We start from the raw sequence: 23,964 nt of genomic DNA, 5'->3' as shown, positions 1-23,964 counted from the left end.
CTCTAGTCTTTTTTATTTATGCTAAGTGGTTTTCTAGTTTGGATTTAATTTCTGGAATGCTCATCATATTTTCTAGTGTTACAATTGTTCGGCTTCCATCATCAAGCTGCCCGACAATATCTGCTGCCCCTATATAAATATCCGCCTGCACCGTTCTTGCTGATGTTAGGTCTGTATGATCCACTTCCGCTGTTTTTCCCATTTCAGTCAACGCCTTTTTCACATTCATTTCCATAATAAAACTGCTTCCTAATCCATTTCCGCAGACAACCATAATTTTCATGATGTTTCCTCCTTTGAGTATCGTTGAATATAATCTAATAGCAGCATTTTGTCTGAACTTTCTAAGATATTCTTAAGATTTGATTCTTCACCTAACAATTGTGTCAGCTGCACTAATGCACGCAAATGGGATTCACTGTCTGCAGCAGCTAAGACAATAATAAGCTGTACTGATTTGCCTGGTGCAAAGTCTACTGCTTCTTCTAGCTTTAAAAGACTCATAGATAAAGAACGTACGCCATGTTCCGGACGGGAATGGGGGATTGCCACCCCTGGAGTAATAATGACGTATGGTCCATTTTCTTCAATAGACTGTATCATGGAGTCTACATATCTTTCCTCAATTGTTCCTAATTCAAGAAGAGGTTTTGCTGCAACTTGAATTCCTTCTTTCCAATTGGAAACTCTTGATTGAAATTGAATAGTTTTTGGTGTAAGCAATTCTTCTAACACTGGTTTCTCGGCTCCTTCCAATGAATGTTTATTTACCTTTTGTGTCTGTGTATAAATATGTGATTGCAGTGCCTTTTCAAGCTGATTTGGTTCATGGATGGTCGCATATTGGGAAACAATTTTCACTAAGGAAGCTATATCTAAGTTTTGTGTTGTATACCCATACAATTCCATCATGACTTGTTGGCGCAGCTTTTGCTTGTCTTGCATTTCTAAAATAGGGGGGACTACAAATAAAGCCGCTTTTGTCCTAAGATGCACGGTTGAAAACACCAGGTCATATGCTAGCGGATAAGCAGCAGCATCCCGTACAGATAAAACATCTAAAAATAAAAGGTCAGGAAATAATTCTCTTAATGTATAAACTAAGATATTGCTTATGCCGATTCCATTTGGACAAACAACAATAGCACGCTTTCTATCATCCAATGTAGCGCCTTGCCTGCGAAGCCACCCTCCAAAGTGAATGGTAAAATAGGCTATTTCATCGTCTGGTATCATGCACCCGATCGCTTTTTCTGCCGGCCATAACGATTTTCTCGTGATATGGTACAATTCAGGATATACTCGTTGAACGCGTTCCTTCATTGTATTAATAGCTGAAATGCGATATTGCATTCGATAATACGCAGGCCGAAAGTGAACATAAAGCTGTTGATAGAGAAGTTCTTTGTCCTGAAAATGGATGCATGATAATTTTTCAAATTCTTTTACAATTTGCCGAAGGAGGTCTCGAATAATGCTGTCTTCTTTAAGTGGAGACACATCTTTTACTCGATTCATGCTTAAAAGATGCAATGTTGCATATAGGCGCTCTGTTTGACTCCAATTTGACAAAAAAGCATCTGTTTCAAGCATTTGTCCCACTAATTGATACTCTGGTGTATAAATCAGCTCTTCCCAGCTATTGATGACATGCAATGTTTCCTTTTTTCCAATAAGCAAGTCTGTACTTAAAAATAAGTAAGTCAATTCTTGCAGCCGTTCATCTGTAAATCGGATTCCCTCTTGCTGTTCTATCTTTTCTAGCTGCATTTGAATATTTTGAATTTGTTTTGTATATTCTCCCCAAATACAATCAATAATGAGTTGACTATTTGTACTGCTCCATACTTCATGTATAAGCTGTTCTATTATTAATCTTTTGGTGGCACTATCACCTTTGACGAGATAGCCATTTAACTTGGAATATTGTATTTCAAGCTGTTGAGAACTTGCCTTTTCCTTTAATCTTTGTATATCCTTTAGCACCGTATTGCGGGATACTCCCGCTATATGCTGAAAATGATACAGTGACAGCGGCTCCTGGCTAAGCAAAAGCAAAAGATAAAAAACTTTTTCCCGATCTGCTTCTGTAAACACATACGTCTTTTTAATTGCTTTAATCTGCAAATCTTCTTCTAGAATTTTATCTGGCAAAAAATAGCCAATACTTCGGCTGAAGTCAATAGGCTGATATCCATGAGAGTGAAGCCAATCATTGACTTTTCCGATATCATATTGGAGCTGCCTTCGAGTCAGGCCCGTTTGCGATTCCAATTCACTCATCATTAAATTAGATGAGTGCTGCAATAGCTTAAGTAAATGAGCACTTCTTTCATCTAAAAACATCCTTTTGACCTCCTATTTTTACTATACATCCACAATTAATAAATCTGTATTGTTTTTAAGTCCGTTTCTTGTGGAATCATCTGCACAACAATATACTCTAATGTGCACAAAAGATAAACAGCAAAAAACCAGCAAAGATTTTCTTCACTGGTTTTTCCTCTTAATCCATTTAACTGTTCTGTTTTCAATGATGGCTTGTTTTTTATCAATTTCTGCTAGCTTTTTATCGACTTCCTTCCCTTTTTTATCGACTTTTCTGTTTTTTTATCAACTCGCTCAAGGCTTGCTGACTTTTTATCAACTTCTGCTAGCTTTTTATCGACTTCCTTCCCTTTTTTATCGACTTTTCTGTTTTTTTATCAACTCGCTCAAGGCTTGCTGACTTTTTATCAATTTCTGCTAGCTTTTTATCGACTTCCTTCCCTTTTTTATCGACTTTTCTGTTTTTTTATCAACTCGCTCAAGGCTTGCTTGTTTTTTATCAATTTCTGCTAGCTTTTTATCGACTTCCTTCCCTTTTTTATCGACTTTTCTGTTTTTTTATCAACTCGCTCAAGGCTTGCTGACTTTTTATCAACTTCTGCTGACTTTTTATCAACTTCCTTCTCTTTTTTATCAACTTTCATCGAGAGATCACTGCTTTACCTTTTCTCCAATCGAATCACATTCCATGATAATTTTGGCAGCATTGCAGAGACAGATCCATCATTTGCTTGTGCATTTCCATTTGTATGCGGTGCTACTGACTGGTTGACAGCAGAATTGGTCTCCTTGATATTAGGATTTTCCAGCACAATATGCTCAACTACTTGATAGTTCTCAAAATTGCGGATATCGCAGGAAAGTTCTAAGGCATCTTCTGTATCTCTATTGACCGCAAAAATGGTAAGCTGTTCTTTTTCTTCATTATATACAGCAGTTGCTTCTAGCATCGGCACATCGGTGAAATCTTTGCTGTCATATTTCGGGGAAGAGATAATCGGATTTAAGGCAATTCCTCTTCCATATACAGATGCATGCATATACGGGTAAAAAATCGTTTGCTTCCATGCCAGGCCATTTTCTTCAGTCATAATTGGCGCAATAACATTTACAAGCTGTGCTAAACAGGCAATTTTTAAACGATCTGCATGTTTCAGCATCGTAATGAGCATGCAGCCGACAAGTAGAGCGTCTTCAAAATTATAGATATCTTCCAATTGAGGCGGCGCAATGCTCCAAGGTTCGATCAGCTTATCCGCTTCATTGGAGTGATACCACACATTCCATTCATCAAAGGAAAGATTGATTTTCTTTTTGCTTCTTTTTTTTGCTTTAATATAATCAGCAATGGAAATGACAGATTGAATAAAATCATCCATTTCCAAAGATTGCGCCAAATAGTTTTTAATATCATTATCACGGTTTCCATAATATTGATGAAGGGATATATATTCAACATGATCATATGTATGATCGAGTACCGTTGCTTCCCATTCGGCAAATGTCGGCATGCTTCTATTGGAGCTTCCGCATGCTACTAGCTCAATTGTTGGATCAACCCACTTCATGACTTTTGCTGCTTCAACAGCTATGCGCCCATATTCGGATGCTGTTTTGTGGCCAATCTGCCAAGGGCCATCCATTTCATTGCCAAGGCACCATGTTTTAATTTTGTGGGGCTCTTTATAACCGTGCTTGATGCGCAGGTCGCTGTAGTAGGAGCCTTCTGGATGATTGCAGTATTCGACCAAATTTCGTGCGGCATCGATTCCCCGTGTTCCAAGATTAACCGCCATATTTACTTCTGCTCCAACGCTTTCTGCCCATTTCATAAACTCATTTGTGCCAATTTCATTGGTTTCCGTTGTCCGCCAGGCAAGCTCTAATCGGCGAGGGCGATCAGCCACTGGTCCAACGCCATCTTCCCAATTATATCCGGATACAAAATTGCCGCCAGGATATCGGATAATCGGGACTTGCAGTTCTTTAATCAATTCGGCCACATCTTTGCGGAAGCCCCTTTCATCCGCTTTCGGGTGTCCCGGCTCATAGATGCCGCCATATACAGCCCGACCAAGATGCTCAATAAAAGATCCATAAATTCTTTTATCAACTTCGGCAATTTTAAAGTCTTTCTCTAAAACCATATTCGCTTTTTTCATCATTATCGATCATCCTCTCTTTATAAAAAAACAATTATCCTTTTACGCCACCAGCTGTCATTCCTTCAATAAAATAGCGCTGGAAGAATATATACAGCATTAGCACAGGAAAGATTGCCAGCACTGAACCGGCGATCAGCACATCATAGTTGTTTCCATATGGAGTAAGCAAAGTTGACAGGCCGATTGGCAAGGTTAAATTTTCACTTGATCTAAGCACAATCAATGGCCATAAGAAATTATTCCAGCTTCCTAATGCCTGCAAAATAGCCATAGATGAAAAAGCTGGAGCCATCAATGGCATCATCACACGAAAGTAGATGCCGACTTCCGTGCAGCCATCCACCCGTGCTGCATCCAATAAATCTCTTGGCAGTCCACTTGCATATTGCCGGAAGAAAAATATTGGAATAGGAGCCACCACAAATGGCAAAAATGCTCCAATTAATGTGTCCATCAACCCTAAACTCATGGTCAGTTTATATAATGGAAGCATAATGATTTCTACTGGAATCATCATCACAATCAGCACTAATCCAAAAATCAGGTTTTTCAGCTTAAATTGATAAACTGCTAAACCGTAGCCGACCATACTTGTCAAAAGTAAACAAAGAAGGGTCGAGCACACCGTAATAATGATGCTGTTTTTGTACCAGATAAAATAATCTGTGTCGCCTGTAAAAATAAAGGAATAGTTTTTAAAAGAAAGCAAGTCTGGCTGCAATTTTAAATTAAGCCCATAGCGCAATATTTCCGTAGAGGGCTTTAAGGAGCCTAATGTGATTGCTACAAGCGGAAATAAAGCGAAAATCGAAATAATAATAAATAAAAGAAGCAACAGGATAGAAGACAACTTGAATTTTTTACGTTCAGCTTTTTGTTTCATCTACTGTTCCTCCTTTTTAAACATGCCGAAAAATTTTAATTGGATAAAGGTAATAATCAACGTAATAACAAGAAGTGTAATGCCAACTGCAGACCCAAAACCTAAATTATTCTGTTCAATTCCTTTCTGATACAGATAACCGACAATTGTTAGTCCAATATTATTTGGAGAGCGGTTGCTTCCATAGAGCATATAGCTTTCGGCAAACATCGAGAACCCGCCGTAGATGCTGATGGTAAATACGTAAATGCTGATTGGTTTTAAAAGAGGCAAAGTAATATGGAAAAATTTCCGCCAAGTAGAAGCCCCGTCCACTTCCGCTGATTCATACAGATCTTTTGGAATATTCTGCAATCCGGCCAAAAAATACAGAATATTAATCCCCATCCACTTCCATGTTGCAAGCACAACAAGAACAAACATGCTGGTATTCGCATTATTCAGCCAAGCGCGGGGTTCAATTCCAAAAGGTGCAAGCATGCTGTTAAGAAGAGCCTCTTCTTGTCCGCCAAAAATCAAGCGAAAAATAATCCCTGCGACAACAACGGATGTTAGGGCTGGAATAAAGGTGGCGGAGCGGAAAATATTTTTAGCAAACATAAGCTTGGAATTTAAAAAGACAGCTAAGACAAGCGGAAGAGGAATTAAGATCAGCAAGGTAAAAAAAGTGTATACAGAACTGTTTCTAATTGCTTTGAGAAAAGTTGGATTCCATAACTCTTGATAGTTTGCTAAACCGATAAAACTTATTTGCCCTGGGAGCACTTCCTGAAAGCTCATAATAAAGGTGGTGACAACAGGATAAGCGAAAAAGAGCAAAAAAGAAATGATAAATGGCAGAACAAAAAAGTAGGGAGCTGCCTTCTGAGAATACAGCAAATGGTTTTTTCGTTTCTTTTTAGCCTGAATCTTATCTTCCATACTATTCCCTCCTTTTTTGGAGACTGCCAGATAGATAGACAGCCCCCGAAGTTTTTTTAGCTCCCTTACTTCAATTGTTCTTCTGTTTCTTTTAAAACTTTTGCTGGATCCTCCATATCTACTAATGTTCTAAAGAGTACGGTAGTTTTTATTGCATTCGAAACATCTGGCGTTTTCTCCCCGATGTTAACGCCTTCTATTTCGTCTTTCACTTCTAATAATGTTTCAAAAATATTTGGACCGAAGTATTCTGTAAATTTATTTTCTTCATTTAACTCTGGAAGATCCCATACATCTGTGCGCACAGGGTCGAAACCAAGCTGCTTCCAAATTTGGATATTCCCTTCTTTTGACAGCTTTGCATATGCTAAAAACTTCTTCGCAAAGTCAGGATGTTCCGATTGATTTGTGACAACTGTTCCCGTACCACCCATTCCAGATGAACGGGGGTCACCCTCTTTCCAAGCTGGAGCTGGTTTAATGACAATTTTTCCTTTTAGGTCTGGCATGTAATCGGTAAATCTGCCCATATACCACATTGGCATCCAAATAGAGGCGGCTCCCCCTTTGTTCATAAATCCATAATACTCTTCTGAATGATGGTAGTTCCCTGGAGCAGGTATTGCAATCCCTTCTTTTACTAAGTCTTGTTCATATTTCAGGACATTAACAATATCAGGATCTGTTAAATTGAGCGCTTTATCTTCTCTTAAAAAGTCATCTTTGCCTTCCAACTGTGCTACTTGTGACCAGAAAGACCACTGATCACTAACATCCAATGTCGTCATTGGCACTCCCGTTTTCTCTAACACTACTTTTCCTGCTTTTTTATAATCATCCCATGTTTTAATGTCGTCTGGATTGACGCCAGCTTTATCAAGAATTTCTTTATTATAATAAATAACGCCGGCTCCTACGTGGAATGGCAAGCCATAGGAAACACCATCTTTTGCATAAATGGCTAATCTGGATGGCACAATATTGGCTCTTTCCGGATCGACCACATCATCTAATGGCAATATTTGCGGTTCCCCTTTTAAGAAGTTGCCAAATTTGCTGATTTCTATATCTGAAATATCTGGTGCGCCTTTGCCTGATTGCAAGGCAACTAACAATTTATTATGCAAATCTTCGTATGGATAAGTATTTACTTTAATGCTGATTGGATCATCTGGATTTTCTTCGTTCCACATCGTTGCCATTGATTCATAGTACTTGCCGTGGAGCTCATTAAATGTCCATAATTCAACCTTTGTTCCTTTTCCCCCATTCGAGTAGCCAGTATTTGACTCTTTTTTGTTGCAGCCAGCTAAAAAAACGGAAAGCACAAGCAGAAGTGACAGTACTGTTAAGAGCCCTTTTCTCATATTTATCCTCCTAGTTTTGTCTGTGCGCTAAATCCTGTTATAAGTTTTGCTGTACTTATCTCCTTATGCCAGGATAATCGCCGCCATTTATTTTAGAAAAACCTAAACTGTTTTACACATTTACATAGTATTAAGATTTTATTATAAAAATGTATACGTTTTCATAAATAGTTCTTTTTTACTATAACATCACTAAAAATTAGCAATTTTCGCTACTTTTAAGCATGTATAGCCTTTTATTTGCATAAGAAAAACTAAAGCTCTTTTCATTTTAAATTTTTATAAAGAAAAAGATGGAGGAATAATGATGACAGAAAATCGACTGATAGATTGGCTTTATTGTTTTTCATTTTCTGTATTAAAGTGCTTGTTTTTAAATATAAAATGGCTGTTCTTTACATTGCTTGGACTAATTGTTTTGGGGATTTTTCCAGCAACCGTAGCGCTATTTACTATTGTGCACAAATGGCTGCAAGGGGAAATAAATATTCCGTCGTTTTATTCTATTTATAAAAAGGAGTTTGTGAAAAGCAATCTATTCGGCCTGTTGTTTGCTTTTATCGGCGCAATCCTATACTGTGACTTGCTTATGCTTCAGCAAACTTCTATTGTCTTCTTGCAATTTTTATATATTCCTGCATTAGTCATTAGCTTTATCTATATTTGTGGGATCTTTTCCTTTTTTATTATTTATGTCCACTATCATTTGGAAGGCATAAAACTATTAAAATATAGTTTTCTTTTTCCAATCATCTACCCTTTTTTCACGGTGAAAATGATGTTTGGCATACTTATTATTAGTTATCTCTGCATTACTTTTCCTAGCCTTCCTTTTTTATTCGGCGGAAGTATTGCCAGCATCTATATGATGTGGATCTTTTCCAAGCAGAAACTTATGGATAGGGGTTGATGGTGCATGATTTATATTAAAGATTTGCATTCAGGTTTGCCTATTTTTAAAGCATTAAGTTCGGAGATTCGCATTGAAATCATCAACCTTTTGACAAAACACCCTTCTTTAAATCTAAATGAACTTGCCAACAAGCTGAACTTATCAAATGGCGCTGTTACCATGCACATCAAAAAGCTGGAGGAAAGTGGTTTGATTGATATTTCAACCGCTGTCGGAAAACATGGAATTCAGAAAATCTGCTATTTAAATGAGGATTGTTTAACTGTCAGTTTAGTCAACAAGGAAGTGGAGAATTTTTATGAGTATGAGATCAAAGTCGGCCATTACTGCGATTATTATGCAGAGCCAACTTGCGGATTGGCAACCAAGGATTCAATTGTGGGAGAATTTGACGATCCACGCTATTTTGCCGATCCAAAACATGTTCAAGCAGGCATTGTTTGGCTGAATAAAGGTTTTCTGGAGTACCGCATCCCCAATTATTTGAAGAAGAATCAAAAGTTTAAAGAACTTCAGTTTATTTTTGAATTAAGCTCAGAAGCTCCCTGCTATAACAATGACTGGCCTTCTGATATTTATTTTTACTTAAATAATATCGAACTTGGCTACTGGACCTCTCCTGGAGACTTTGGCGGCAAAAAAGGACAATGCGCTCCAGAATGGTGGCCCCCGCATCTTAATCAGTACGGCCTTTTAAAATTGCTGCGCATCAATGATTCCGGCACCTATATAGATGGCTGCCGCATATCAGATGTAAAAATTGCTGATATCCAATTAACACAAAAATCGGATATTAAATTTAAATTGGCTGTAACTGATAAAGGTACCGTTGGCGGGTTAACCTTATATGGCAAAAACTTCGGAAACTATAAACAAGATATTATTGCGCGGATATTGTATGAAGAGCTGAATTAATTTCCCGATGAAATATGCCCTTTAAAACAGCAGCTAGAATGGCGCTCGACTACGCCTTTGTTAGCTGCTGTTTTATCAACTTTCGCTCCCTTTTTATCGATTTTCCCACTTTTTTATCGACTTACTATGAGAAACTCTCTTTTTTATCAACTTTCGCTCCCTTTTTATCGATTTTCCCATTTTTTTATCGACTCACTATGAGGAGCTCTCCTTTTTATCAACTTTCGCTCCCTTTTTATCGATTTTCCCATTTTTTTATCGACTCACTATGAGAAGCTCTCCTTTTTATCAACTTGCACTCCCTTTTTATCGATTTTCCCATTTTTTTATCGACTCACTATGAGAAGCTCTCCTTTTTATCAACTTGCACTCCCTTTTTATCGATTTTCCCACTTTTTTATCGACTTACTATGAGAAGCTCTCTTTTTTTATCAGTTTGGGGCCCGACTCTCATAAATAAAGGCAGCTCGTCTACTTGCAGAGCTGCCTTTTCTCTTTATTTTGCTTTTATTTCTTCTTCTATCACCCACTTATGATTGGTAACTTTTTCTCCACCTGTTGTTGGGGTATAGTCTACCATATAGACAGTTGTTTTTTCTGCTGCTTCTATTTCAGCAGCTGCGCCTTTCATGCCTTCCATATGATCTGCAAGCAAAGTTACTTCTGTTCCAGGAGTCATTTCTTTTGTGCCAGCCTCGTTGATTTCCTCTTGAATTACCCATTTATGATTATCGACTCTTTTTCCGCCAGTTGTTGGAGTATAACTCACAACATATGCCGTTGTATCAAAAGAACTTAAGACTGTTGCTTCTGCTCCCTTCATGCCTTTCATATGATCAGCTTCAATGATGATGCTGCTTCCATCCATATATGTTGGATTTTTTGCTGGTTCAAGGTTTTCCGGCAGTTCAGCAGAGTCTGTATGTGTATGCTCATTTTCACTGCTTGTTTCTGTCTCTTTTTTGTTATCTGTACAGGCTATTATGGAAAAAACAAACAGAATGCCAATAAAAGCGATGGTTATTTTTTTCATCCTTGTTCCTCCTTTGCTGTTAATTAGTTTTATCACAAGAAGAGGATATTTAAACATCCCTGTCGTTTTTTGTTCAAAAAATAGCTATATACGAAAAACTGCACCAAAACTATGTGAATTTGCAGCGAAATCCAAAAAATCCGCTCCAATCCCAAAAGCGGCTCTCTTAAAATACTGATAACAGCATCATCAGAGCCATTCCCCACATAATCACAGCGGAAATTTTATTTAATAGAACGAGCATATTGCCCTGTTTATCTATTTTCCCAATTATTTTTCCAATAATGGCAAGAGCAATAAACCAAATCCATGATACTATTATACAAATAATCGTAAAAACAATTTTCTCCTCCCCATTATAAAGCAAAGAATTTGTACCAATCACGCCGATTGTGTCCATAATTGCATGGGGATTAAGCAAAGAAACAGACATGGCAAAGACTATCTGCTTTTTTGCTGTAAATATTTTCGCCGGCTCCTCTTCTTGGCTCGTTTTGCTTTTCCACATCACATAACCCATATAAATTAAAAAGCAAATGCCCCCGACAAGAAGGACTGTTTTAAAAACCGTTATTTTCAATAAAACTACAGATACACCAAGCACAGCAAAACAAATTAAAATTGTGTCGCAAAGTGCCGCCGTTATCACAGCAGGCATAACGTTCTTAAGATTTCGCTGTACTGCTCCCTGGTTAAAAATAAATAAGTTCTGCACACCTAATGGCAGGATAAGCCCTAATGCTAATATAAATCCGTGGATTGCTGCTTGTACCATTGTTCTCCTCCCAAAATTCAGGAGGGCTGCAACAAGCAGCCCTCCTACCATTCACGCCATTCTTCTGTCATATCTTCTTCCCAGTTTCCGCCGGCAACGCCAACTGCCGCTTCGATAAACTCACAAAGTTCTTCTCTTTCCATTGTTTCTATAAAAAACTCATATGTTTCATTTATCTCATTCAGCTGCAATACAACATTCTTTACACATTCTATTATCCTTTGTTCCGAAGAATCTTCTCCCAAACTTTTCAACTGCTGGATAAAACGATCTAGCACTTCATTTGCTGCTTGAATATTTTCTGGAGTAAAGAGATCCTCTCCTTCTTCCATTCGCTCTTGCCAAGCATCTGTAGGTTTCATTAATTCTTCAAAGGTCATGATTGCCTCCAATAATTAAATAGTTTTATCTATAATTATTTCTTCACTGCTGCTAAAATCCCTCTATGCATTTCTTTTTCTAATCAAACATGCTGCAATCAGTCCGACACTCAGTGTTGCAGCAAGCAAAATAAATGCAATCATGTAGCTTCCTGTATGAATAAAGGCCACCGAAATGACTGGGCCAAGGCTTGTTCCGGCAAATAAGATAACAGTGTACATCGAAACCGCAATGCCGCTCATTTTTCCGCCTAATTGGCCGACAAGGGAAATGATTGATGGAACAGCAAGAGCAATGCCGCTGACAAACAAAACACTGATTATCGTTAACAGCACAATATTAGTCGTAAGCCCCATAAGCACAAGTGATACAACGGCAAGAGATAAAGCAAAACGGATTACAGGCAACACCTTAAATTGTTTAGCTAATTTTCCAGATAAAGGTGATAAAACCATCCCTAAAATGCCAATAGCACGAATATAAAATAGCTGCTGGTTGCTGTTTCCAGCAGAAATTTCTGATAAATATTGTCCTAATGTTGTATACATACTCACAAATGACATTAGCAGCACAAATGCAATCACATAACTAAGCAAAATGTTTTTATTTTTAAAAATGGAGCCGAGCTGCTTTAGCGGCTCAAAAATATTCTTCCCGCGATTATGGGCAACACCTTTTGGCAGCAAGTAAAATAAAATAAATGCTGTAGCAATATACACAGCCGCAAGAAGATAAAAAACGAGATGCCAATTAAATGCTTGGCTGATATAAGAACTGAATAGCTGCCCAACGATGCCTGCAACTAAAAATCCTGTGCTAATAAAACCAACCGCTCCTACTTTTCTTTCATTTGGAAACACTTCTAATGTATAAGCAAGTGCCACCGGTGAAAATGTAGCAGCTGCAAGTCCTTGCAATCCTCTTAATCCCACAAGCAAAGGAAAAGAATTTACCGTTCCCAACAATAATGAGATAAGGCTTAAAATAATCATTCCAACGACAATCACATTTTTCCGCCCATATTTTTCAGAAATGGCTCCATAGAAAAAACAGCCCACTGCAAAACCAACTGAAAAAATGCTCGATGTAACAGCTGCTTTTGACAACGATATATGTAATGTACTGCTGAATAAACTAATCAGAGGAATACTTACATACAAACTGGACATCACCACCATTCCTGTCCACGATAAAATCAAGGTCATAAGCGTATAGTTATGCTCCTTTTGCAATGATACACTTTCCATTTAATCACCTTTTCTATTTATTTAGCTCTATTAATAAGCCTGTCTGTTAGTTTTCACTCCAATAAACATAGCTTTAGAACAGCCATTTATTTAAAAACAGTATTTACCTTTCAACCTCAAGTCTTTCCTGCATTTTTCCAATTAACTTTTTAATTACTTTTTCAAACACTTGCTTTTCTGCTGGCTCTAAGTCTTGTACTATTGAAGCACAAAATGACCAATACGTTGGGAGAACCTTATTTACCACATTCCGCCCTTCTTCTGTAATATGCACATGGACTTTTCTTCGATCGTTTGCACAATGGGTGCGCTCAACCAGCTTTCTTTTTTCCAGCCAATCGATCATAGAAGTAAGAGAAGCTCGGCTTATTCCTAAGCGTTCTGCTAGACTTGAGGGAGTTTTCTTTTTCTCCCCGTACAACGTTAACAATAATAGTAGATCTAGCTTACTTTCCGTTATGCCAAAAGGCTCTAGCTCGACATCCACAGCGTCTAATATAAAATCGCTTAGCCACAGCATCATTAATCCAGTTTGCGCATCTTGCTTTATTACTTCCTTTGATGCTGACTCTTGGATTAATTCTATATATGGATCTATACCTAATGGGGGCAAGAAATCTTCTGAACCTATTTTTTTTCCCATCTTTTTTGCACCTCTTATAATTAGACTAACTAACTATAATGTATTCTAACTACTTTTCAAACGATTGGCAAGGAGAAAAAACATTTTCCGCTCCTTGCTAATCGTTTGAACTTTTCTATAAATTTGTTTATCGTTAGATTAGATAAAGTAAAATTTTAAGCAGTGGAGATTTTCTTCAACTCCACTGCTTGTTAGCTGAACCAATCGAGTTTCTATGGGCAAGTTTCTCTCCACCTAGATTTTTCATTTTCTCTCATAATCTTGTCGAGGCAGGGCATTACTACCCATTAATGCGTAATAAAATGGAAGGATGATGGATACAGTGATTAATAATTTTGATGAAATAGTCGTTCGCCGCAACACATATTCCGTAAAATGGGATGGAGGAAAAATGCTAGAAAAAATGGGACTTACAAAAAAATATGATGAAAATACCATTCCTTTATTTACAGCAGATATGGATCTCCCTGTACCCCAATCCTTAGTAGCTGCCTTACATAAAGCGGTTGATCATCGCATATACGGATATTCTATTTTTCCTGACGAGTATTTTGAATCGATTCAATCCTGGTTTAAGAAAAGACATGATTGGGACATCAAAAAAGAAGAAATAGTCTATAGTCCTGGAACTGTTCATGCAATCAATATGGCAGTGCGTGCATACACGGAACCTGGGGATGGCGTCATTATTCAGAGACCCGTTTACCCTCCTTTTACTGCAGCCATTGAAAAAAACAACCGTGTTGTTATGAATAATGCCCTTCTTCCTGATGATGACGGCTATTATCGAATTGATTTTGAAGACTTTGAGGAAAAAGCAAAAGAAGAATCCACCAAATTATTTATTATGTGCAATCCACATAATCCAACAGGAAGAATTTTTTCAAAAGAAGAGCTGGAAAAACTATCTGATATTTGCGCAGCCAACAAAGTGATTATTATTGCTGATGAAATCCACGGTGATTTAATCCGCTGCAATCAAGTGTTTACACCGATTGCCAAAGTCGCAAAAAGTACAGATCATATTGTAACATGTACCGCTATTAATAAAACTTTTAACGTGGCTGGGCTGCATTGCACCAATATGGTGATTCCAAACCTTGCTTTACGCAATAAATTTACCGATACAATGGGCCATCAAATGGCATCTCCTTTCACCATCGCTGCACTGATTGCGGTCTATAATGACGGCGAACAATGGCTGGAAGAGCTGAAAGAATATCTTGATGGAACAATGGCAATGGTCAAAGAGTTTATTGATGAACATATGCCAAAAGTAAAAATAGCTATTCCTGAAGGCACTTATGTTATGTGGATGGACTTTAGCGCATATGGCCTTTCCGATGAAGAAATTCATGACCGCATCTATAATAAGGCAAATGTATTATTGCAAATGGGCAATAATTTTGGTGAAGAGGGAGTCAGTTTCCAGCGTATTTGCGTACCTTCCCCCCGTTCTATTATAAAAGAGGCACTTGAGCGCATCTCTCGGGAATTCGCGGATTTATAATAAGCAAAAGGCTAAAGGCTGAACTAAATGAAACAGTTCAGCCTTTTTTCACTCCAACAGGCAAATAATAAGAAAGATTATTGGTAATTGTTTCTCCAACACGATAGCCAATGGCAGATGCTTTGCCGTTTATCAGGAAACTTCCGACAAGCAATTTTCCTGTTTGCTTTCCTTTTTCGCTTTGGAAGGTAATCGACGGATGTTCAATATATTGCTGATAAACAGGAAGATAATCTGCATAAGATTGCTCTTTTTCCCGATGTGCGAGGGTGCCATCGGAATGATAAATCTCAACTGTATCTCCTTCCCGGCCAAAGATGGGCTTTTTCACATATCGAATGCCCTTTTCCAGGAAGTAATCTGGCTCTAAAAAGGTTGGAAGAAAGTATTCCTTTATCCATTGATGTTCTTCTATTGTAAAAAAGGGGTGGTTTTGCTGATGAAGCCCCCAGATAACTGCCTGCACTGCTTTATTTTGCATTAAAAAAGCCGACGGCGGATTAATGAGTTGGAGTTTTCCAGCTTCTACTAATTCAAGGAGCCATAAACCAATCTTATTGCCTGCTTCATCCTCATCCGCCATTAAATTTTCAATCGGAAATGTTTGTCTATATAAGACATCAATTCTTTTTCCTGCTTCATCAAAAAGGCCGACTCCTTTTTCAATCTGCAGTTTATGTAATGGAATAAACCGGGATGGAACTTCTGATAATTTTTGCAAATAACGGACTGTTTCTCTGTCTTCAAGATTGTCTTCATGTGCTGTAAATACAATGGAAAGTTCTCCCTTAGACCTGCCTCTGCTAAGCTCACTAATGATTTTGACCATTTCCCTGCCAAGAAGTCTATCTTGGTTTTTATTTGGGTTTAGTGCTCCAAATTGTTCGCAAACAAGACCGTTTATACAAAAAAGCTCCTTAATGAAAGTAGGTGTATCTGCATTGATTTCAATACATTTATAGCCAGAGCCATTTGGTATAAGATCAAGTCGCGAAATGACACTTTCTGCCGCAATCGTTTTTAAGCGCAAAAAGGCATAGGTTTCACGAGGAAATCCCATCTCTGCCAATGTTTCCTCCGACACTTCTCTGAGAAGTTTATTGGTTTTAAAAAAGATGGCTCCAATTCTGTTTGTAGCTGTGCGCACCTGTTCCAGCTCTTCCTTTTCTATTAAAAAAAGATCATAAAGGGCGTATTCTTCGTTATAAAGATCTGCCCAGAAATCTTCTATCATACTGTAAAACTGTATTCGCTGCTTCTGGTAGGAATTCACTCCAGTTCCTCCCCAATATCTTTTACATAAAGAACATAGACACGGCGATCCTCATCTATTTCTGTAGATGTTACTTCTTTTTGCCCAATGTTTGGAATATCGATAATGTCCTTTAGCAAATAACGAATCACATCAAAGTGTGCCTGACAAGGAATAGATGCAAGCAAACGATAATTCTCCGCTTCGCTATGGCGGCGAAATTCAATATGGAGACCTCTGCCCATATAGTTTTTTTCATCCATGACATGGGGATTTCTGCCAATATCCTTTAGAACAAGAATTTCTTCGTCCCCATCCATCTCATTGGAAATCAGCTCATACTGCTGCCCGCGCATAATAAAATAGGTGCAGAGCTGGCGGGCATACAATTCATCAATGCCAACTTTTGCAGCATCATATTCATAAAACGGCCGATAATCTTCATTCCCTTTATCGATAAAATAAGTGAGCTTCTTCACTGTTCTCCCGCCTTTTTAATAGGATAAACATTTCGCCACAATCCAGCCAATGGCAATCGATAAAGAAAACAATAGTGCTCCAACGGCTTTATTATCTTCTTCAATTGCTTGGTGGATGCTAAAGCGAATCGTCACTAGTTCAGCTATAATAAATACTAAAATTTGCACAACAATGCCAATCAATCCCCAGATTGCCATATCAATCAGCGACACCGAATATTCTGCTGCTGCCCCAAGGACAATTGCAAGCCCAATCACTTTTCCTCCTAATACAAGACTTGCGCTTAAGTTATTTGCCGCAATTAGTTTCATTTCCTTTAGCTTTGGGGTGCTGACCATAAATAAAACAATGCCAATAAGCAATAAAAGCAGTGCAACACCTAAGTAGGAGGCAAAATTTATATATAAGTTCATGTCTGTTCTCCTTTTCCTTTTAAAATAGAGGCATTATCCTCCATAGCTTTTTGATCCGCTGCCAAATCCTGAGCTTCTTTTTACAGAAGTTTTATTTCCTTTATCTGTATCAACAGAAGAACTTTTATTAACGGAACTATCATTGTCTGATGAATTAGAATTAGTGCTTGAATTGGTCGAATTATTGCTGTATGTAGAGCTTGATCCTGACGTGCTTGTTTTCGCAGATGAAGCTTTAGCCGCTTTAAAAGCGCTGCTGTTCCGCAAAGCCGTTCTCGTATTGTAGAAATGACCGCCATAATAATAATGACCATAATGACTGGAAGAGCTATCATCACATTCCCATACTTGATCATATTCATCCCATTCCCAATCGGTACAGTTAGAATCCATCGGCGGATCTGGGATAGTAGAGCTTGAATTCGAATTGGATGTTGTTGTCTGCCCCTCATTTGCCTCGTTATTGCATGCCGCGAGATTCAGCAAAAAAGCCGTGGAAATAATTCCTGTCATTACTTTATTTGTTTTGCCCATTTTTATCACCTCATTTCCTGACTGTGTATCATACGTATAGAAATTAAAAAAGATTCCCTCCGTTTAATAAAACCCCTGCTCTATCTCATTTAATTATAATTTGGAAATTTTTTCAACACTATTTAAAAATTTATATTCTATTAAACTCTCTATTATTTTATATAATGATAAATAGAGAGAGATTTGAGGGGGAAACATATTGAAGAAACATATTCATATACTAGCAGCGCTTATTTTGCTGCTTGTTTTTGGATTATTTGCGATTCCAGCAAAAGCTGCTGGGAAGGAAATCGTGAATCCAAAACAAACTTATAGCTACAATCAAATGGTCGAAGATATAAAAAAACTCCAAAAAGCCTATCCCAGCCTTATTTCGTATAAAGTGATCGGCAAATCGGAATATGGCCGAGATATTTATGCCGTTTCACTCGGAACAGGGACTGCCACTGCTTTTATCAATGGTTCCCATCATGCAAGAGAATGGCTTACCACTAATTTAAATATGCATATGTTGGAACAGTATGCTATTTCTTATCAAAAAAAGACAAAAATGAACGATTATGATGTTCGAAAGATTTTGGCCAATACAAAAATCTGGTTTGTGCCAATGGTTAATCCTGATGGGGTTACCTTGCAGCAACAAGGCTTAAAAGCATTTCCAAAGAGTGCACATGCTGAATTGATTAAAATAAATGATGGCAGCAAAAACTTCAAACGCTGGAAAGCCAACGCCAAAGGAATTGACTTGAATCGCCAATATGATGCTGGATGGAAAAATATTAGCAACAATGCAAAAGGGCCAAGCTATAGTCATTATAAAGGCAAAACGCCAGCTTCAGCTAAAGAGATCAAAGCAATCCTTTCCTTCGTAAACTCTATTAATCCAGAAATGAGCGTAGCCTATCATACTAGCGGAAAAATTTTATATTGGAATTATAAACAAACGTCCAATTATAAACGAGATTTAGCCTATGCAAAAAAAATCGGCAAAATGACAGGCTATTCTCTTGTCTATTCAGGAAAAAATCCTTCTGGCGGCGGTTTTACTGATTGGTTTATCCAAACAAAAAAACGCCCTGGTTTTACACCGGAAATTTCAAACTATTATAAAGATACCAATCCGCCAATCTCGGAATTTGCAGGTGCCTGGAAGGAAAATAAAGGGGTTGGATTATATGTGGCACAAGAAAGCTATACTTTATACGATAACCGCATGAAAAAAGAAAAAGACACTATTGCCAAAGAATTAAAGGCACTGCAAACATCTGCGCAAAAACTAAAAAAATACTATAGTACAAATATAATATCAGAAAAAGATATCACCATTTCAAAAACCTTTACAACTGAATACAATAACGTGAAAAATAAACGCTATAAACTGGCATCAAAAAGCAGTAGACTGCCTTTAACATATAAAAATCAGCTTGCCGGCTACTATAAAGAAATCAATAAGCATCTCGAGCATTCTGATGGTTATTTTGCGATGGTAAAACAAGGGGATTCCCTACTTAAAGAGGAAAAGAACCTTGTCTCTTTATTTAATAATGGAACAATGGCTACAAAAACTATTTCAGTTTCTGAAACATTGGCCAAATCTATTGCAAAAACAGAGACTAGCATCAACAAAACTGCAGATAATCGTGTAAAAAAACTAGCCCAATCCAAATATATCAATAAAGCAAAAGCAACAAAAAACAATACTGACTATGAAATAAATCGCTATAAAACCTTAAATGAAATGGAAAAACAATTAAACAATAAACAAAAAGCTGCAGCAAAAACTAGTTTAGCGAAAATAAACAAACTAGAAAAAGACAGCAAAACAGCAAAAACAAAACAAAAATACCCTTCCTATAAAAAAATAGAAGACTATTTAACAAAAAGAAAACAAACACTAGAACAACGATTAAAGAGTTTAGAAGAAGAGGAAAAACAAAACGAAAAATCCCCAACAGAAACTGTTTCCTAACCTAAAATGAGGCTGTACTCAAAAGCCCTTAAAAGCATTTTGAGCACAGCCCCTTCTTTTTACTCTGTGAAACTGACCTGCTGATTGCAGCAAAAAGAGTGCAAAACATTAAGTTAAAAAGCCTTCTCTTGATTTTATCTCAGGATCTTTCCCTTCCATTAATTCGGAATAGCTTCCTCTGTTACCACGGCATCCATATTCAAATCATTTTTTATTAGGCCAAGCCTTTTATATGTGTCGGCAGCTTGCTGCAAGGAGCTTTTATCAAACACTCCCAAACCTCTTTTTTCGGTTTCCTCTGAGATGCTGGATTGATTTCTTATCTTAATGATTTCCAGATTATTATTTTCATTTTTCCCGTCTATTGCATATTCTGCCGCAAGAGCTGCCGCTTCTTCTGGGTTATTTATCATCCATTCTGCGCTAGTTTGATAGCCTGCCAAAAATTTCTTTATTGCTTCTTTTTTCGTCTTATATGTTTCCTCTGTCACTACAAACACATCGCTTGGAAAATTCAAATAGTCTTTTACTTCCATTACGTTTACTTCTCCAAGACCTTTTTGCCTGCCTGTATAAAGGCCTGTATCTGTAGCAGCCGTTGCATCCACTTGTCCTTGCATTAATGGAGCAAAATTTAACAATCCTGTTTCTACAATCTTTACATCCTTTTCAGTTAAGCCTGCCTGATGCAACAATATTAATAGATTTTGTCTTGTGCCACTTGAAAGGCTATAAACTCCTATTGTTTTTCCTTTTAAATCTTCTGGTTTGGTTATGTTCTTCTCTTTTAAAGAAACAACATTAAAAACATTTTGAGGATAAATATTGTAAATGACTTTCAGCTTTTCTCCTTTATCTAAAGCAAAAAACAACGACCCAGGATCTGTAAAAGCAATATCCGCTTTTTTCGTCAGTATATTTTTGATGGCATCTCCTCCGCCAGCACCTGGCAGAATATTCAGGTCAATCCCTTGTTTTTGAAAGAATTGCTTTTTTTCATCTACCAGCAAATTAGTTTGTTCTGAAATCGGCTGACTCCAGCTGGCCATTTTAATGCTTTCCTTCTTCTCTTCTATTTTTGTTTCATCTTTTTTGCTGCAGGCAGTCAATGCGAGCACCATCAATAAAATAACTGCATAAACCATTCTTTGTATTTTCATCTTTTTTTCCCCTTTTCATAACGTGATAAATATAAATTTTCAGCCATGCAAATAATTCCGTATAATGCCATCCCTAATGCAGTCAGCAGAATAAGCACTGCAAACATAAGAGGCGTATCCATCATTCCTTGTGAAGCAATAATCATTGCCCCTAAACCTTCACTTCCACCAATAAACTCTCCAACAACCGCACCTACTACGGCAAGAATCACTGCAACGCGAAGGCCAGCCATTATTTCAGGCAATCCATCGGGGAGCTTTAGATGAATTAATGTCTGCCAGCGGGTTGCTTGCAAAACACGAAACAGCTCCTTTTTGTTGGGGTCTGTCCTCTGCATGGCCGTAATGGTATTTTCCAATAATGGAAAAAAACAAATGAGCGCTGTAATGACAACCTTTGAAGTCATGCCAAATCCAAACCATAATATAAATAACGGAGCAAGTGCCAGCTTTGGCACTGCTTGGCTGGCAATAATATATGGAAGCAGCAGACGGCGAATCTCATTCACTTCCCCCATCAAAATCCCCATAAAAAGCCCTAAAACAGAACCGATTAGAAGCCCAAGCATCACTTCAAAAAATGTCCGATACAGATGCGGCAATAAATAGCCTGACACTAGGCCATCCCATAAAGCAGCAAACACGCTTTTGGGTGAGGGCAAAACTAATTCAGAAAACGATAGAGAGGCCATATGCCATCCTATTATTAAAAAAATGAACAAAAGCGCTGAATACCATGAAGAGTGTTTCATCTTTCTCCTCCATTCAGTACATGCCTAAGCTTTAAACAAATTTCATTAAATTCTCTGCTATACCTTATCTCCGCACTTTTTTCTGGGGATAGAGAAATCCTTTGTTCATATATAATCTCTCCTTCTTTCATCACTCCAATATGATCGGATAAATAAACCGCTTCAGCAATATCGTGGGTAATAAATAACACGCTTATTTTCTGATGCTTGCATAATGTCAATAGATCATCTTGCAGCTCTTCTCTTGTAATTGCATCAAGTGCTGCAAAAGGCTCATCTAAAAATAATATTCGCGGTTTGGCCATCAGACTTCTTGCAATGGCGACACGACTCTGCTGTCCACCAGAAAGTTCTGTTGCATAATGATTGGCGTATTTCTCCATATTCATCATTTTCAGCAAAGATTTTGCATACTCTACTTCTTTTGATTCTGCTTTTCTTTTTAAGTTGATTGGCAGCAGCACATTTTCCATGACAGTCTTCCACTCCAGTAATGTAGGAGACTGGAAGACATATCCCATCCCTTCTATTGGCTTTACTACTTTTTCTCCTTGCAGCACTACTTCTCCGTAATCTGGGAGCAGCAAACCAGAAGCAAGTTTTAATAGCGTTGTTTTGCCGCAGCCGCTTCGTCCAAGAAAGCTGTGAAATTCTCCTTCTTTGAGATGCCATGTCGTTTCTTTAATGATCTGCTGTTTTTTTTCATAGCTGTAGCTTATGCTGTCTAACTCTAGAAAGCTCAATGTGTTCAACTCCTAATCTATATAAAAAATCTGCATCTTCTCCTGCCTTCTGTGCAACCATCTATCCTATTTGCAAGCTATCTTAAATGGAAAAGTCCCAATTTCCATCTATCTAGTTTTTTCATTTTCTCTTATCATCTTGGGGAGGCAAAAGCCTGGTAAATAGTGATAAACGCAAAAAAAACACCCTGCTTTACGCAAAGTGCTGATAGTTTACCTAATCACATTCCCTACGCTGGCATTATCCAACAGGTTAAACGGTCCACAACGGTTTAGCTGCAATCTCAGCCGGTTTCCACCAGCACCCGAAATCTATTCATTTTCACAGTTAGTTTACTTATTAATATTAACATACAAACAAGAGAAATGTATTTATTCTATTAACATTTCTCTATAAATGATGCAAATTTAAAAAAATCTCCTTTTACTTTATATTCAGACTGCCAATGAAGAATGCATTACCCTGCATCTATATATCTATCTTGGATAATCTGCAAATGATGCAATTCATGTCCCGCAATAATATAGGCAATAGCATTTGCAGAAACTTCCCCATTATTGGCATAGCCTTTTCTTGCCGGTGTCCCTTCCGGCAATCCTTTTAATAAAGCAAGTGTAGACATGCGCACCGCTTTAAATTCTTCTACTAAATCTATCATCGCACGCGTCGCAAATTTCCCTTCTTTCACATATGCTTCATCATCATAGCCTGCAAGAGAAGTTAAATCGCCTCTTGCAATCCGAAGTGCCCGGTAGCCCATAATTCTCTCTGTTTCAGTTAAATGCCCGATCACTTCTTTAATGGACCATTTCCCCGCTGCATAACGAAAATCAGCTTTTGCATCACTTAACCCAAGAAAAAAAACAGAGGTTTCAGCGATTTGCTCTTCTAATTGTATGAGCACATCTTCCTCTGGCACTAGCTGAATATAATTATGATAATAGGCTGGATATTCTTCTTTCACCGGTTTTGAAAACATGGGCCGATTCCTCCTTTTTGGCGCTGCTAATTAACTGCCTACCTTATTTTATTCGGCTTTTTTTCATTATTTCCTCCTTTGTTCCAAAGGGGTCAGATTAGCCTTCTATAAAGTGAAGCTTCAATCAGTGAGGATTTTCCACGTTCCCCAGGGATTATTAGTTGAACCAATCAGGCTTTTATGGGCAAGTTTCTACCCACCTAGATTTCTCGTTTTCTCTTGCACTCCCTTAGGTGGGAGTTTTACTGCCCATTCATGCCTGATAAAAATTATTCCTTCAAAAATTCAAGAAAAGGAGATGACCATCTGTGCTAGATGGTCATCTCCTCCTTTAGAATACCTTTTTTGCCATTGTATGCTCCGCCCTGACTTATTGATATCTTAATGCTTCTAATGGACTTAAATTAGAAGCTTTATTTGCTGGGAAAATCCCAAAAATAACGCCGATGAATACAGAGAATCCAACCGATCCTGCTACCACCCACCAAGTAATCTGCATTGTCATGTCCAAAAGGTTCGATAATAATTCGGCACTGCCAAGGCCGATTAAGGCACCTAATATGCCGCCTAAAGCACTTAGTACGGTTGCTTCAATCAGGA

The 23,964-nt window shown here is 37.8% G+C and carries 25 protein-coding genes; 4 read left to right on the top strand and 21 right to left on the bottom strand.

Translation table 11 applies throughout. The annotated features are described in order from the left end of the window. Positions 1-16: 16 nt before the first annotated feature. The 7 genes from NCCP28_RS22110 to NCCP28_RS22085 all read right to left on the bottom strand — a co-directional run bounded on the left by NCCP28_RS22110 (position 17) and on the right by NCCP28_RS22085 (position 7,664). Positions 17-283, bottom strand: a complete 267-nt coding sequence (locus NCCP28_RS22110) for a PTS sugar transporter subunit IIB (RefSeq protein ID WP_248563368.1) — start codon at positions 281-283, stop codon at positions 17-19. Beyond that, positions 280-2,346, bottom strand: coding sequence for a BglG family transcription antiterminator (locus tag NCCP28_RS22105; protein WP_248563367.1), 2,067 nt, complete (start codon positions 2,344-2,346; stop codon positions 280-282). The genes NCCP28_RS22110 and NCCP28_RS22105 overlap by 4 nt, the downstream gene beginning before the upstream one ends. A 491-nt stretch (positions 2,347-2,837) precedes the next feature. Beyond that, positions 2,838-2,972: a hypothetical protein gene (locus tag NCCP28_RS23685; RefSeq protein WP_282579598.1), complete on the bottom strand. Its 135-nt coding sequence runs from the start codon at positions 2,970-2,972 to the stop codon at positions 2,838-2,840. Positions 2,973-2,987: 15 nt separating this feature from the next. Further along, positions 2,988-4,496, bottom strand: coding sequence for an arabinosylfuranosidase ArfA (gene arfA / locus NCCP28_RS22100; RefSeq protein ID WP_282579600.1), 1,509 nt, complete (start codon positions 4,494-4,496; stop codon positions 2,988-2,990). Positions 4,497-4,524: 28 nt separating this feature from the next. Then, positions 4,525-5,376, bottom strand: a complete 852-nt coding sequence (locus NCCP28_RS22095; protein WP_248563366.1) for a carbohydrate ABC transporter permease — start codon at positions 5,374-5,376, stop codon at positions 4,525-4,527. Then, positions 5,377-6,297 carry a carbohydrate ABC transporter permease gene (locus NCCP28_RS22090; RefSeq protein ID WP_248563365.1) on the bottom strand — a complete coding sequence of 307 codons (921 nt, stop codon included), beginning with the start codon at positions 6,295-6,297 and terminating at the stop codon, positions 5,377-5,379. It lies immediately after the preceding gene. 65 nt (positions 6,298-6,362) lie between these two features. After that, positions 6,363-7,664: an ABC transporter substrate-binding protein gene (locus NCCP28_RS22085; protein WP_248563364.1), complete on the bottom strand. Its 1,302-nt coding sequence runs from the start codon at positions 7,662-7,664 to the stop codon at positions 6,363-6,365. 304 nt (positions 7,665-7,968) lie between these two features. Between NCCP28_RS22085 and NCCP28_RS22080 the strand changes: the two genes are divergently transcribed. Both NCCP28_RS22080 and NCCP28_RS22075 read left to right on the top strand, forming a co-directional pair. Continuing rightward, positions 7,969-8,574: a YesL family protein gene (locus NCCP28_RS22080; protein ID WP_248563363.1), complete on the top strand. Its 606-nt coding sequence runs from the start codon at positions 7,969-7,971 to the stop codon at positions 8,572-8,574. A 6-nt stretch (positions 8,575-8,580) separates the two neighbouring features. Further along, on the top strand, positions 8,581-9,492 hold the full coding sequence (locus NCCP28_RS22075) for an ArsR/SmtB family transcription factor (protein ID WP_248563362.1): 912 nt from the start codon (positions 8,581-8,583) through the stop codon (positions 9,490-9,492). 496 nt (positions 9,493-9,988) lie between these two features. Here NCCP28_RS22075 and NCCP28_RS22070 read toward each other — a convergent pair whose 3' ends face one another. The 5 genes from NCCP28_RS22070 to NCCP28_RS22050 all read right to left on the bottom strand — a co-directional run bounded on the left by NCCP28_RS22070 (position 9,989) and on the right by NCCP28_RS22050 (position 13,571). Beyond that, the gene (locus NCCP28_RS22070) at positions 9,989-10,525 is read right to left on the bottom strand and encodes a YdhK family protein (RefSeq protein WP_248563361.1); all 537 of its coding nucleotides are present in this window, start codon (positions 10,523-10,525) and stop codon (positions 9,989-9,991) included. Between the two features lie 166 nt (positions 10,526-10,691). Beyond that, positions 10,692-11,300, bottom strand: a complete 609-nt coding sequence (locus tag NCCP28_RS22065) for a LysE/ArgO family amino acid transporter (protein ID WP_248563360.1) — start codon at positions 11,298-11,300, stop codon at positions 10,692-10,694. 44 nt (positions 11,301-11,344) lie between these two features. Further along, complete coding sequence (locus NCCP28_RS22060) at positions 11,345-11,680, bottom strand: hypothetical protein (protein ID WP_248563359.1); 336 nt, start codon at positions 11,678-11,680, stop codon at positions 11,345-11,347. Positions 11,681-11,743: 63 nt separating this feature from the next. Next, the gene (locus NCCP28_RS22055) at positions 11,744-12,928 is read right to left on the bottom strand and encodes an MFS transporter (protein WP_248563358.1); all 1,185 of its coding nucleotides are present in this window, start codon (positions 12,926-12,928) and stop codon (positions 11,744-11,746) included. Positions 12,929-13,031: 103 nt separating this feature from the next. After that, complete coding sequence (locus NCCP28_RS22050) at positions 13,032-13,571, bottom strand: MarR family winged helix-turn-helix transcriptional regulator (protein ID WP_248563357.1); 540 nt, start codon at positions 13,569-13,571, stop codon at positions 13,032-13,034. A 313-nt stretch (positions 13,572-13,884) separates the two neighbouring features. Here NCCP28_RS22050 and NCCP28_RS22045 point away from each other — a divergent pair, with 313 nt between their 5' ends. Then, on the top strand, positions 13,885-15,081 hold the full coding sequence (locus tag NCCP28_RS22045; protein ID WP_375709443.1) for a MalY/PatB family protein: 1,197 nt from the start codon (positions 13,885-13,887) through the stop codon (positions 15,079-15,081). Positions 15,082-15,118: 37 nt separating this feature from the next. On the opposite strand, the gene NCCP28_RS22040 is transcribed toward NCCP28_RS22045, so the two are convergent. Genes NCCP28_RS22040 through NCCP28_RS22025 form a run of 4 tightly spaced genes read right to left on the bottom strand, consistent with a single transcriptional unit; the run spans position 15,119 to position 17,760 of the window. After that, entirely contained in the window at positions 15,119-16,315 is a 1,197-nt protein-coding gene (locus NCCP28_RS22040; RefSeq protein WP_248563391.1) for a glutathionylspermidine synthase family protein, read from the bottom strand. A 35-nt stretch (positions 16,316-16,350) separates the two neighbouring features. Beyond that, positions 16,351-16,812: an RNA helicase gene (locus tag NCCP28_RS22035; protein ID WP_248563355.1), complete on the bottom strand. Its 462-nt coding sequence runs from the start codon at positions 16,810-16,812 to the stop codon at positions 16,351-16,353. A 15-nt stretch (positions 16,813-16,827) separates the two neighbouring features. Beyond that, complete coding sequence (locus NCCP28_RS22030; RefSeq protein WP_248563354.1) at positions 16,828-17,226, bottom strand: DUF350 domain-containing protein; 399 nt, start codon at positions 17,224-17,226, stop codon at positions 16,828-16,830. Between the two features lie 33 nt (positions 17,227-17,259). Further along, positions 17,260-17,760 carry a hypothetical protein gene (locus tag NCCP28_RS22025; RefSeq protein ID WP_248563353.1) on the bottom strand — a complete coding sequence of 167 codons (501 nt, stop codon included), beginning with the start codon at positions 17,758-17,760 and terminating at the stop codon, positions 17,260-17,262. Between the two features lie 199 nt (positions 17,761-17,959). Between NCCP28_RS22025 and NCCP28_RS22020 the strand changes: the two genes are divergently transcribed. After that, a complete protein-coding gene (locus tag NCCP28_RS22020) occupies positions 17,960-19,729 on the top strand; it encodes a M14 family metallopeptidase (protein ID WP_248563352.1) in 1,770 nt (589 codons plus the stop codon). Positions 19,730-19,887: 158 nt separating this feature from the next. Here NCCP28_RS22020 and NCCP28_RS22015 read toward each other — a convergent pair whose 3' ends face one another. The 5 genes from NCCP28_RS22015 to NCCP28_RS21995 form a co-directional block, all read right to left on the bottom strand. Beyond that, positions 19,888-20,889 carry an ABC transporter substrate-binding protein gene (locus tag NCCP28_RS22015; RefSeq protein ID WP_248563351.1) on the bottom strand — a complete coding sequence of 334 codons (1,002 nt, stop codon included), beginning with the start codon at positions 20,887-20,889 and terminating at the stop codon, positions 19,888-19,890. Continuing rightward, positions 20,886-21,641 carry an ABC transporter permease gene (locus tag NCCP28_RS22010; protein ID WP_248563350.1) on the bottom strand — a complete coding sequence of 252 codons (756 nt, stop codon included), beginning with the start codon at positions 21,639-21,641 and terminating at the stop codon, positions 20,886-20,888. Before NCCP28_RS22010 ends, NCCP28_RS22015 begins: the two co-directional genes overlap by 4 nt. After that, positions 21,638-22,384 carry an ABC transporter ATP-binding protein gene (locus NCCP28_RS22005; RefSeq protein WP_248563349.1) on the bottom strand — a complete coding sequence of 249 codons (747 nt, stop codon included), beginning with the start codon at positions 22,382-22,384 and terminating at the stop codon, positions 21,638-21,640. Before NCCP28_RS22005 ends, NCCP28_RS22010 begins: the two co-directional genes overlap by 4 nt. Before the next feature lie 458 nt (positions 22,385-22,842). Continuing rightward, positions 22,843-23,364 (bottom strand): DinB family protein, encoded by a 522-nt coding sequence (locus tag NCCP28_RS22000; protein ID WP_248563348.1) that lies wholly within the window; start codon positions 23,362-23,364, stop codon positions 22,843-22,845. Positions 23,365-23,734: 370 nt separating this feature from the next. Next, a partial coding sequence (locus NCCP28_RS21995; protein ID WP_309296646.1) for an ABC transporter permease occupies positions 23,735-23,964 on the bottom strand: 230 nt, incomplete at its 5' end.

Origin of the sequence: Niallia sp. NCCP-28, assembly GCF_023168165.1 — a bacterium.
In the GTDB taxonomy this organism is placed as follows: Bacteria; Bacillota; Bacilli; order Bacillales; family Cytobacillaceae; genus Niallia.
This window is presented reverse-complemented; position numbering and strand designations above follow the sequence as displayed.